The 10,688-nt window shown below is 70.0% G+C and carries 10 protein-coding genes and 1 tRNA gene; 7 read left to right on the top strand and 4 right to left on the bottom strand.

Going from position 1 to position 10,688, the window contains the following annotated elements; translation table 11 throughout:
* Positions 1-289: 289 nt before the first annotated feature.
* Entirely contained in the window at positions 290-1,405 is a 1,116-nt protein-coding gene (locus BMG523DRAFT_RS20670) for a transcriptional regulator (RefSeq protein WP_235463310.1), read from the top strand.
* The gene (locus tag BMG523DRAFT_RS20665; RefSeq protein WP_011437610.1) at positions 1,402-2,100 is read left to right on the top strand and encodes a 2'-5' RNA ligase family protein; all 699 of its coding nucleotides are present in this window, start codon (positions 1,402-1,404) and stop codon (positions 2,098-2,100) included. The genes BMG523DRAFT_RS20670 and BMG523DRAFT_RS20665 overlap by 4 nt, the downstream gene beginning before the upstream one ends.
* Positions 2,101-2,541: 441 nt before the next feature.
* On the opposite strand, the gene BMG523DRAFT_RS20660 is transcribed toward BMG523DRAFT_RS20665, so the two are convergent.
* The gene (locus tag BMG523DRAFT_RS20660; RefSeq protein ID WP_235463308.1) at positions 2,542-3,288 is read right to left on the bottom strand and encodes an IS110 family transposase; all 747 of its coding nucleotides are present in this window, start codon (positions 3,286-3,288) and stop codon (positions 2,542-2,544) included.
* 112 nt (positions 3,289-3,400) lie between these two features.
* Between BMG523DRAFT_RS20660 and BMG523DRAFT_RS20655 the strand changes: the two genes are divergently transcribed.
* The 3 genes from BMG523DRAFT_RS20655 to BMG523DRAFT_RS20645 are packed head-to-tail and all read left to right on the top strand — an operon-like array spanning position 3,401 to position 7,210.
* The gene (locus BMG523DRAFT_RS20655; RefSeq protein ID WP_023841378.1) at positions 3,401-4,630 is read left to right on the top strand and encodes a tyrosine-type recombinase/integrase; all 1,230 of its coding nucleotides are present in this window, start codon (positions 3,401-3,403) and stop codon (positions 4,628-4,630) included.
* Positions 4,627-6,795 carry a tyrosine-type recombinase/integrase gene (locus BMG523DRAFT_RS20650; protein WP_023841377.1) on the top strand — a complete coding sequence of 723 codons (2,169 nt, stop codon included), beginning with the start codon at positions 4,627-4,629 and terminating at the stop codon, positions 6,793-6,795. The genes BMG523DRAFT_RS20655 and BMG523DRAFT_RS20650 overlap by 4 nt, the downstream gene beginning before the upstream one ends.
* Positions 6,785-7,210, top strand: a complete 426-nt coding sequence (locus BMG523DRAFT_RS20645; protein ID WP_023841376.1) for a DUF6262 family protein — start codon at positions 6,785-6,787, stop codon at positions 7,208-7,210. Before BMG523DRAFT_RS20650 ends, BMG523DRAFT_RS20645 begins: the two co-directional genes overlap by 11 nt.
* Positions 7,211-7,389: 179 nt before the next feature.
* On the opposite strand, the gene BMG523DRAFT_RS20640 is transcribed toward BMG523DRAFT_RS20645, so the two are convergent.
* Positions 7,390-7,620 (bottom strand): hypothetical protein, encoded by a 231-nt coding sequence (locus BMG523DRAFT_RS20640; protein ID WP_043592071.1) that lies wholly within the window; start codon positions 7,618-7,620, stop codon positions 7,390-7,392.
* Positions 7,621-7,803: 183 nt separating this feature from the next.
* A tRNA-Asn gene (locus BMG523DRAFT_RS20635) sits at positions 7,804-7,876 on the bottom strand.
* A gap of 141 nt (positions 7,877-8,017) precedes the next feature.
* Between BMG523DRAFT_RS20635 and BMG523DRAFT_RS20630 the strand changes: the two genes are divergently transcribed.
* Together BMG523DRAFT_RS20630 and BMG523DRAFT_RS20625 are read left to right on the top strand one after the other, a co-directional pair.
* On the top strand, positions 8,018-8,329 hold the full coding sequence (locus BMG523DRAFT_RS20630) for a hypothetical protein (RefSeq protein ID WP_023841941.1): 312 nt from the start codon (positions 8,018-8,020) through the stop codon (positions 8,327-8,329).
* Positions 8,319-8,804, top strand: coding sequence for a helix-turn-helix domain-containing protein (locus tag BMG523DRAFT_RS20625; RefSeq protein ID WP_035734274.1), 486 nt, complete (start codon positions 8,319-8,321; stop codon positions 8,802-8,804). Before BMG523DRAFT_RS20630 ends, BMG523DRAFT_RS20625 begins: the two co-directional genes overlap by 11 nt.
* 319 nt (positions 8,805-9,123) lie before the next feature.
* Here BMG523DRAFT_RS20625 and gltX read toward each other — a convergent pair whose 3' ends face one another.
* A complete protein-coding gene (gltX, locus tag BMG523DRAFT_RS20620; protein WP_051623988.1) occupies positions 9,124-10,536 on the bottom strand; it encodes a glutamate--tRNA ligase in 1,413 nt (470 codons plus the stop codon).
* Positions 10,537-10,688 lie beyond the last annotated feature (152 nt).

Below are 10,688 nucleotides of genomic sequence, written 5' to 3'. Positions count from 1 at the left end.
CTCGACGTGCACCACCCGGCAGCCCGGCAACCCGACCATCCACGCGACGTCCACACCCAACGACGTACCCTCGACCACGACGCACCCGTTTCCCCGGCGATCATTTCCTCAACAGTCATGATCTTGCCAGGGGCGGGNGCGTCACCGTTTCCGGACACCCTCGCCGTCACGTTCCGTCACAACCGTGAGGTTACGAAACGTCAGACGCCGAACACGGCTTCAGACGTAGTGCGCAGAGCCAGATATCAGCAAGTACATCAACGGCAAGCGAATCGCCGCCGAGTTCGAGTTGTTCGAGCGCGTCGCCGATGGGCTCGACCTGCCCGACCGTGCCCGCATGTTGATGGGGCTGGCACCGCGCGGCGCCGTCCAGTCTCCGGAGGCCTCACGGACGAACATCGTGGAACAGACCGCCCTTCCCGAGGAATCGGATTCCGTCGAGGAGATCGGGCAGCGGATCGAGACGCTCGGTGCATCCAACGTCAGCACGGCCGTTCTCGCCCACTTCGACGTTCTGCTCCTGACCATGGCGGACGAGTACGAGTGGGCCGGCCCGGAAAAACTCGCACCACGGGTACTCAGGCAACGCCGCCGGGTTCAGAACCTCCTGGAAGGACGACAGCCGCCCCGGCAGCGTGAACGGCTCTACGAAATCGCCGGTCGCCTCTCCGGAATACTCGGCTACATGGCGGTGAACACCGGCCGGTTCGGACTCGCGCGCGCCTACTGTCTGGAGGCTCTCCACACCGCTGAGCTGGTCGGTCACCACGACCTCACGGCATGGATAGGCGGCACGCAGAGCCTGTGTGAGTACTACGCCGGGGACTACAGAGCTGCCCTGGAGTTCGCCCGGGAGGGTCGCCGTGTCGGTGGCCGGTCGGCCCAGGTGATCCGCCTCGCTGTGAACGGGGAGGCACGCGCCCTCGGTCGGCTCGGTGACCGCGCCGGGGTGGGCCGATCCGTGGGCGAGGCGTTCGACCTCGCCGAACAGCATCCGGTGCCCGACGGGATGTCGCCCTGCATCTCCTTCGCGCCGTACAGCATCGCCCGTATCGCCGCGAACGCCGCGACCGCCTATGTCTCACTGGGCGAGCCCGGTCAGGCGCGGGAGTATGCGGACATGGCCGCTCAGGTCGCAGACCGATCCCCGTCGATGTGGAGCCGTTGCCTCGTCCGCCTCGACCTCGCGACCGCGCTGCTGCTGTCCCACTCCCCCGATCCGGAGCAGGCTGCCGTCCTGGGCATCGAGGCTCTGACCGCCACGGCCGGCAACCCGATCGAGTCCGTCCGACGTCGTAGCCATGAGCTGGTCACCCGCGCCAAGCCGTGGCAGCAGATCGGCCCGGTCACCGAACTCGCGGAGGCTTCCCGCGCGCTCGCCCTCCCCACCGGCGCACACCGGTGACCACGGCACGCACCGCGGACCCGGTCGCGGACGACTGGCACCGCTTCGCCGGTCTCGACCGGCTCGAAAACCACTGGGACCGGCCGGGCTGGACACCCGGCCGCCGCTCCTACCACTGGATGCTGACCTTCGAGGATGCAACCGAGCTGCACGTCCTTGCCGACCGGTGCCAGCGGCGGCTACGCCTGCCCGCCCTCGACCCGGTGCCGCCTGACGGGCTGCATCTGACGCTCCAACGTCTTGCGTTCACCGATCAGATCGGCCGGGCTGACGTCGACAGAGCCGTGGAGCAGACGTGTGTACGGCTGACCGAGGTCGAGCCGTTCTCCTTGGCTGTGGGGCCGCTGGCTGGGTCCTCCGGAGCCGTCCGCTTCAGCGTCCTGCCCTGGGCACCGGTGGTCACCATCCAGGGCAAGATCGTCGAAGCGACCACGGCCGTACTCGGGCCCGCCGCGGTCGTGACCAAGCCGCACGGGTTCCGACCCCACATCGGAATCGCCTACTGCAACAGCCCGACCGACGCCCATTCGATCATCGCGGCCGTCAGAGACCTCCGGGAGCTTCCATCCGTCCGGGTCGCGGTCAGAACCGTGGCACTGGTCGAACTGCGCCGTGAGGAACGCGCCTACCGGTGGGACACCGTGGCCCGCGTGCACCTGCCAGCGGCTACTGGGTCTAGCACCCCTGCCCGCTAGTTCTAGCAGGGCCTCTAAAGGGAAAACAGGGTGACCGTTGATCGGGACGTACCCACATGGGGCATGCCGCCTCAGCGCCGTGGCGGGGCTGGGTCGGGTGGTGTGGTGGTCCGCTGCCTCGGGTCACGCGGCCTTGGTGTCGGTGGGCTGGTCGGTTCGTCTGGTGATGACCGCGTCGTAGCCGAGGGCGTCGAGCTGGCTGATCAGGCGTTGGGCGTGGCGGTTGGGGTCGCGGCGTCGGGTGAAGTAGTCGGCGCCGAGGTCGTGGTAGGGCTCGCCNCGGNNGAGCATGTGNNAGGCGGCGACGAGGATCGAGTGCTCGACGGCGACCCGGGCCTTGGACGCGCCCCGGTTGGCCTTGACCCGTTTGTACTGGGCGGACAGGTAGGTGCCCCGGGTCCGGGAGGCGGCGCGGGCGGCCTCGTGCAGGTTGAGGCGTAGCTACTTCGAGCCCTTGCGGGTCTTGCCGCCCTTGGACCTGCCGGCGGACTCGTGCTGGCCGGGGCAGCGCCCGGCCCAGGAGGCCAGGTGGCCGGCGGTCGGGAAGACGGTCATGTCGACGCCGATCTCGGCGAGCAGGCATTCGGCCATGCGGCGGTCAACCCCGGGGATCGTGTCCAGCAGGTCGACCTTCGCCTCGAAAGGGGCGATCACCCGGTCGATCTCGGTCGAGAGCCGGTCGATCGCCTCATCGAGATAGTCCAGCTTCGCGAGGATCTCCCCGATGATCAGACCGTGGTGGCCGGTGAAGAACCCGTTCAGCGCCTCCCGCAACGCCGGGATCTTGGCGCGCAGCCGGCCGCCGGCGAGCTCGGAGAGTACCTCCGGGTTGGTGGTACCGGCGATCATCGCCTCGAGGATCGCCCGGCCGGACACCGTCAGGATCGACGAGGACACCGACGACAGCTTGATCCCCGCGTCCTGCAGAACCTTGTCCAGGCGCTGGACCTCGCGGGTCCGCTCCTCGATCTGCGCCTTGCGGTAGCGGGTCAGATCCCGCAGCTGGCGGATCGGTTGCGGCGGCACGAACGACGGGCGGACCAGCCCGTACTCGACGAGTTCGGCGATCCACGCGGCGTCGGCCGCGTCCGTCTTGCGGCCGGGGACGTTGTGCATGTGCCGGGCGTTGAGCAGCCAGCACTCACCGATCGCGTCCTCGAGAATGTGGAAGACCGGTCGCCAGTACACGCCTGTAATCAGGCGTCGCCGTAAGGCCGTCCGTGACGGAGGTTGACGGGTCGGGAATCGGTCCGGCGTGTCGGTCACGGACTGCGAATCTGTAGTCGATACGTTACGAGACGTGACGGACGTTGTGGAGCCGTGCCGGACGCAGCGGCTCGTGCTGCCGGACGGTGCGACGAGCTGGACGGTGCTCGGACCGGACTACCGGGTGGTCGGGCCGGCGGAGGAGTTCCTGGAGTATCTGCGGGCGCAGGGCTCCTCGCCGAACACGGTGCGCTCGTATGCGCGGGCGCTCGCGCTGTGGTGGAGCTATCTGGCGGTGTTCGGCTTGGCCTGGGACGCGGTGACGCTGGCGGGGGTCGGCGGGTTTCTGACGTGGCTGCGTTCCGGGGACGGGCCGGATGTGGTGTCGATCGAGCCGCGGGCCGCGCGGGTCGCCGAGTCGACGGTCGCGAACCGGCTGCGGGCTATGACGTCCTGCTACCGCTACCACGAGCTCAACGGCGTGCCGCTCGGCGGCGACCTCGTTCGGCTGGTGCATGGCGGGCGGGCGGCCTACCGGCCGATGCTCGAGCACGTCGCGCGCAGGCGGGGCCGGGAGCGGGCGGTCGTGCGGGTCCGCACCCCGTCGCGGCAGGCACCTCCGGTGCTCACGCCGTCGCAGATCGAGCTGATCTGCGACACGTGCGCGACGTTCGACGCGGCCACGGGCAGGTGGCAGGGGCAGGTGCGTGACCGGCTGCTGTGGTCGCTGCTGGCGGAAAGCGGCCTGCGCCTGGGTGAGGCGCTGGGTCTGCAGCACCGGGACTGGCACACCGGCCGCGGCGACACCCCGTTCCTCGAGGTCGTCCCGCGGGAGCATCCGCACCGGGTCCGGGTCAAGGGCGGCCGCTACCGGCGGATCTATGTGTCGGACGTGCTCGACCGGCTCTATGGCGAGTACCTCTGGCAGCTGTGCGATGCCGGCGTCGACCAGGCAGTGGCCGATCTGGACACGGCGCCGGTGTTCGTGAACGTCGCGGGCGGGACGCGATTCGCGCCGTGGCGACCGGAGACGGTCTACGACCTGGTCCGCCGGCTGCGCCGCGACCTCGCCGGGAAGGTCCCGACGGGCTGGGCGCCCCACTGGCTGCGCCACTCGCACGCGACCGCCCTGCTGCTGGCAGGGGTGCCGGTGCACGTCGTGTCCCGCCGGCTCGGCCACGCCGACGTGCAGACCACGCTGGAGATCTACGCCCACGTGACCGAGGACACCGACGCGCGAGCAGCGGCGAGCTGGCGGGCGTTCACCGCCGGCTGGCGCCCCCAGGCCGTGGCCGGCGGCGGGCAGATCGGACCGTGCTCGTGAACATCACGGTCGAGGAAGTCATGGACAACCTGGCCGCCGCGGGGTGCGGATATGCCCCCGTGATCCTGGACCAGTTGTGGGCGACGGTTCCTGATGACCTGCGGCTGGGCCGGCTGTCGGCGGCGACGGTGCCCGAGCGCTACCGCAACGCGTTCACCGCGGCCGCCCCGAGCAACGCGATCCTCGTCGAGAGACTGCCGGAGCCGATGGGCCGCGAGCTGACCTGGTGCTGCCTGAGGGTGATCGAGCTGGGCGGGAAGATCGCGCTACCGGGGGTGGCGATGCTGACCCGCCGCCTCGCCGAGGCCGTCGCCGACCTCGGCGCTCGCGGCCCCGTCTCGCTGATGGACCTGCCCGCGCGGGACTGGTGTCAGCAGTTCTCGTTGGCGGTCCACCGGCGCAAGGGCAGGCTGCCGACCGCGCGCTCGACGCAGACCGTGCGGGAGACCTTGGTGCGGTTCCTGCGGCTGCTCGCCCTCGCCTACGACACCAGACCCTGGTGGCAGCGGGAGTCCTGGAACCCGGTCGAGGATCCCCGCATCCCGCTGCGCGCGCACGAGCCCCAGGGTCGCGAGGCGATCTACTTCCAGCGCGTCAGTGCGTCCCGGCTGCGCCTCGGCCTGCAGTGGTACTGCAAGATCAGCCTCGAGACCGGGGCGCTGCGATGGTCGACCGTCGGCCAGCGGGTGTTCGCCATGACCATGTTCGACGCGTTCCTCGCGAGCCGCGGCGGGCGTCCCACCCACCTGGCCGACACACCGGAGGGGGTGCGGGCCCTCATGCTCGACTACCTCGGCCACGTCCGTGCCTCGCGTGCCAGCCGCGGGCCGACCGAGGGACAGCCGCTGTCCGCGAACCACATGAAGATCCTGCTGATCTCTGTCGAGCAGTTCTACGCCTTCATGCACGACCACAAACACGAGGCCGCGGCGGCACTGGGCGACCCAGGCTGGCTGCGCCTCGGACCGCAGCATGCGGCGTTCTACCGGCGCGGCGAGATCCCCCGCCCCGTGGCGCACCGCGACACCGAGCAAAACGTCATCCCCGAGGCCGCGTTCACGCAGATCATGGCCAGCATCGGGATGCTCGGCGATCCGGTGGCCGACGGAGGGTTCGGCGACGAGCAGGCCATGCGGATCATGATGCTGCAGACGCGGCTCGGCCGGCGGATCAGCGAACTGCTCCTGCTCGACCACGACCCGCTCTGCGCGCTCGCCATGCAGGCGCCGTCCGACGAGGAGCCAGACGCGTTCGCCGCCCGGCTCCGCTACCAACAGACCAAGATCGACGGTGCGCCGGACACGGTCCTGGTCGACCGCGAGATCGTGACGATCATCCGCGCGCAACAGGAATGGGCGTCCGGATGGATCGCTCGCCACGGCGCGCCGGGAGCGACGCCGCGTTACCTGTTCCTGGGCGAGAAGATGAACCGCCACGGCAACCGGCCCTACGTGTCGAGCACCCTGCACCGGATGCTCACCGAGATGGCCCGCCGGCTCGATATCCGCGACGACGTCGGCCGTCTGGTCGACTTCCAGCGCACGCACCGCTTCAGGCACACGAAGGCGACCAGCCTGCTCAACGCCGGGGTGCCGATCCACGTCGTGCAGCGCTACCTCGGGCATCTGTCCCCGACGATGACGATGCACTACGCGAAGACCCTCACCGAGACCCACGAGGCGGAGTTCCTGCGCTACCGCAAGCGCACAGCCGACGCCCGCGAACTCGCCATGCCGGCGGCCGATCTCTACGACCTGCTGCATCTCGACAGCCGCACCGACCGGATCCTGCCGAACGGCTACTGCCTGCTGCCACCACGGCAGTCCTGCGACCGGGGAAACGCCTGCCTGACGTGCGACAAGTTCACCACCGACGCGACGTTCCTGCCCGAACTGCGCGCCCAGCACCGCCGCACCCTGACCCTCATCGACACCCGCCAGGCAGCGTTCACCGCCCGCACCGGCACCCCGATGGGCACCGACAACGTCTGGCTCGCCGGCCGCCACCGCGAGGCGGCCGCCCTCGAAGCGGTCATCGCCGCCCTCGACGCCGACACCGCCGCGCAGGGGCAGCCAGTCCGCGGCGCCGGGGTCGTCGCCCGCACCGACGCCACGGCCCGCCGCGCGACCGGCGACCTGGGACGAGGCCAGCCCGATGGCCGGTAACCTCGACAACCTGCGCAGGGCCACCGCGACGCGCACCGCCACCGCCGTGACCAGAGCCGAAAAGACGCTCGAGGAGATGCGCGCCGCCGACGAGCCGGTCACCTTCCGCGGCCTGGCCGCCCGCTCCGGGGTCTCCCTGGACTTCCTCTATCGACACACCGGCCTGCGCAGCCGGATCGAGCAGTTGCGCGCGACACAGACCGCCCAGCCATCCCGACCGGCGGAACCGGACCAGCCGAGCAACGTCGTGCGGACACTGACCGCGCAGCTCAGCGAACTCAAAGCCCGCCACCGCGCCGAGATCACCGCGCTGAACGAGGCGCTCGCCGCAGCCCACGGGGAGAACCTGATACTCCGCCGCCGCCTCGGCCCCAACGCCACGGCCGGCACCGACACCAACCCCAACGACCCGTGAGCGCCACCCGGACACAGTCGTCACGTGACGACCGCCCCCAGCGCGGCGCCGGACGACCCCACGCGGCGCTATCCCTGCCTCGGCGCCTCGACGCCAACCCCGGGTCCGCACACTGATCCGGCCGAGCGGACCCGCCCCGTCGCGGACGCGTCCGTGACGGCCCTGACCTGCCAAAACAACTATATTCGATCTTGAAAACTACAGATAACCGGGGTCGACTCCATCCCGACCCGGGTCACCCCCAGACCGGTCAGCCAGTCCCGCAGCGCCAGCAACTCCACGGTCGTCGCCCCGAAGGTGTGCAGCTGCACCTGGACCGGCCCACCCGGCGCCTCGGCCATCCGCACGCAGGCGACGATCTCGTCCTTGTGCACATCCAGGCCCGCGCACCGCGCGACCTGCGCTTCCATACGACCCCTCCAGGCCATCCCGACAGGAACAGGTGGCCACCCGGAGGGGGTCTGGTGATCAAACGGATGACGTCATACAGACAGACCCAGACAGGAAAAGAATCATGGGGGTAAAGTTGGGGTGATCTTTATTTCAAGATCTTTAAGATCTTGCTAAGATAGGCCCTGACCTGGGCAAACATGCTCCCGCGATAGGACTCGAACCTATAACCTGCCGGTTAACAGCCGGCTGCTCTGCCAATTGAGCTACGCGGGATCGGGTGCCGTGCATCTGACGTCGTCAGCCTACCTGAGGTTCGGGCGGTCTTGGACGTGGGGTAGGAATCAACCCGACGGCACAACGTCAAGCGGCCGGCGGCCATCCGCCTGCACGTCCCTCGGTCTCCTGGGAGGCAACATGCGTATCAGGCCCAGCGTCATCCTGGCCCTCGGTCTCGGATACGTCCTCGGCGCCCGGGCCGGCCGGGAGCACTACGACGCCATCATGCGGCAGGTCCGTGACCTCCAGGAGCGCCCGGAGGTCCAGAGCGTGGCGGGACTCGTCTCCGCGCAGGCGGCCACCGTCTACCAGAAGGCCCGGGACCTGCTTGGTGCCCATGCCGGGCAGTCCGCGACCAGGCTGTTCGCTCCCCTCGGCTCGCACAGCTCCAACGGTGTCGGATCCAACGGTGTCGGATCCAACGGCGTCGGTTCGGTCGGTGCCCGCTGATCGAGGCACCCTCGCGCCGGAGACCCCGGAGACCCCGGAGACCACCGATGAGCGGTCCCGGCGGGACATGCCGATGAGGCAGGCGAGGCCGAACGGGCCGGGACGACCGCACGCCTCCGGTCATCCCGAGACTTCGGACGGCGCACCGTCCGCCCTCGCCGGTCTTGTGGACCTGTTGGGTCGGCGTTTCGCCCTCGCCGTCTACTGGAACCTGCGCGGGACGGCCCTGCCGTTCCGCGCGCTCGTGGCGCGGCTCGACGCGCCGCAGGCCCAGGTGACCCAACGCCTGCGGGAGCTGCGCGAGGCCGGCCTCGTCGAGGTGGACGAGGTCGGCGAGTACCGGCTGACCGCGCACGGCCGTCGCCTGCAGGGAGTGCTGGAACCGCTGGCGGCCTGGGCGGACGACTGGTCCGGGCTGAGCCCGCGCCAGCGCACGCCCCGAGGATCAGCCACCCAGGGTCACGGTGAGCCCTAAGTTCGGTGGACTCCCGCTTGGCGGCAATATCCCGACATCGCGGAATGATCACTATCGAGAGGCATCTCGTGACGGCAAGATCACAGCTTGTCTTGAGCTCGTTTTAAGGATCTCTTAGGCCCAGCGGGGTGTGCTGGTCCTTGTCGCCCGGCTGGCGAACTGAAGCAGCCTCATCCACCAGAGGTAACCCCGGCTTCTGGTGGGTCTCCCCAGCCCGGGTCGCGGCCCGTCCCAGCCGCGACCCGGGCTCAGCCCTGCCCGCCGCGCGAAGCCGTTGTGGACCGGCGTGCGCGCGAGGCTGTCGTGGACCGGCGTGAGGTCAGCCGCCGGTGAGCCGTTCCCGCGCTTCGGCAAGCCGCCGCAGGGTGGTCTCCCGGCCGAGCGCCTCCAGCGACTCGAACAGGGGCAGTCCCACGCTCCGCCCGGTCACGGCGACCCGCACCGGTGCCTGCGCCTTGCCGAGCTTGAGACCGTGCCGCTCGCCCACCTCGGTGAGTCCGGCCTTCAACGTCTCGGCTTCCCACTCGATCTTGTCGTAGAGGTCGTGGACGTCGGCGAGCAGTTCCGCCGCCGGCCCCTTCATCGCCTTGGCCCAGGCCGCGTCGTCGATCGGTGCCTCCGGCAGGAAGAGGAAGTCGACCATCGGCACGATCTCCGACAGCACGGAGACCCGGCTCTGCGCCAAGAGGGCGAGGGCTGCGAACGCGTCCGCGTCGAACGCGGCCGGCTCCCACGGCGCGGCCGGCGCCGAGAGCCAGGGCCGGACCGCCTCGATGAACTCCGCGACGCTCAGCCGCCGGATGTACTCACCGTTGAACGCCTTGAGCTTCTTCTCGTCGAAGAACGCCGGCGATGGCTTCACGTCGGCAAGGTCGAAGGTGGACTCGATCGTTTCCCAGGGCACGATCTCGTCCTCGCCGGGCGGGGCCCAACCGAGCAGCATCAGGTAGTTCTTCATGGCGGCGGGCAGGTATCCCTCGTCCCGGTAGGACTCGAGCGCCACCTTGTCGCGCCGCTTCGACAGCTTCTGGCGCTTCTCGTTGACGATCACCGGGACGTGCGCCCACACCGGCGGCGCGTCCGCGCCGAGCGCTGCCCAGAGCAGCTGCTGCTTAGGGGTGTTCGACAGGTGTTCCTCACCCCGGATGACGTGGGTGATCCCCATCTCCAGGTCGTCAACGACGTTGGCGAGCAGGAACACCGCCGACCCGTCGGCCCGCGCGACCACGAAGTCCTCGATGGTCTCGTTCGGGAACTCCGGCGTGCCGCGGATGAGGTCCTCGACGATCGTCACGCCGTCGTCCGGCGTGCGAAAGCGCAGCGCCCGGCCGGGACCCGGGGCGAGCCCGCGGTCCCGGCAGAATCCGTCGTAGCCGCGCTGCGCGTTGCCGGTGCGTTCCGCCAGGGCCTCGCGGGTGCAGTCGCAGTAGTAGGCGAGACCCTCGGCGTGCAGCCGTTCGGCCGCGGCCCGGTGCCGGTCGGCGCGCGACGACTGCAGCACCGGACCCTCGTACCCGCCGGGGCTGATGCCGAGCCAGTCCAGCGCGCTGATGATGCCGTCGGTCCACTCCGGCCGGTTGCGGGACGCGTCGGTGTCCTCGACGCGCAGCACGAAGTCGCCGCCGGCGCGCCGCGCGACCAGCCAGTTGAACAGCGCCGACCGCGCCCCACCCACATGGAAGATGCCGGTGGGAGATGGCGCGAATCGAACCCGTACCCGCCCAGATCCCATGCCGCGCAGCGTACAGCGGATCTCGACGGGCGAACCGGGCGTGGGCCGATGGTGACCGGCCGCGGAATCGGTCTCCCGGGCGGCCGGCTACGCCCCTGCTCAGCCGAGGAGGTCGAGGGGGGTGGTGGGTTGGTGGGGGGTGTGGGGGGTGG

Origin of the sequence: Frankia sp. BMG5.23 (assembly GCF_000685765.2) — a bacterium.
GTDB classification, from domain to species: domain Bacteria; phylum Actinomycetota; class Actinomycetes; order Frankiales; family Frankiaceae; genus Frankia; species Frankia casuarinae.
Note: the sequence above shows the minus strand (reverse complement) of the source record. Positions and strands in the feature narration are given on the sequence as shown.

What these genes read in the sequence shown, in the direction of transcription:
- BMG523DRAFT_RS20645 (WP_023841376.1), top strand. Translation starts at nt 6,785, where the DNA reads ATGGCCGGTAACCTCGACAACCTGCGCAGGGCCACCGCGACGCGCACC.
- BMG523DRAFT_RS20640 (WP_043592071.1), bottom strand. Translation starts at nt 7,620, where the DNA reads ATGGAAGCGCAGGTCGCGCGGTGCGCGGGCCTGGATGTGCACAAGGAC.
- BMG523DRAFT_RS20630 (WP_023841941.1), top strand. Translation starts at nt 8,018, where the DNA reads ATGCGTATCAGGCCCAGCGTCATCCTGGCCCTCGGTCTCGGATACGTC.
- gltX (WP_051623988.1), bottom strand. Translation starts at nt 10,536, where the DNA reads ATGGGATCTGGGCGGGTACGGGTTCGATTCGCGCCATCTCCCACCGGC.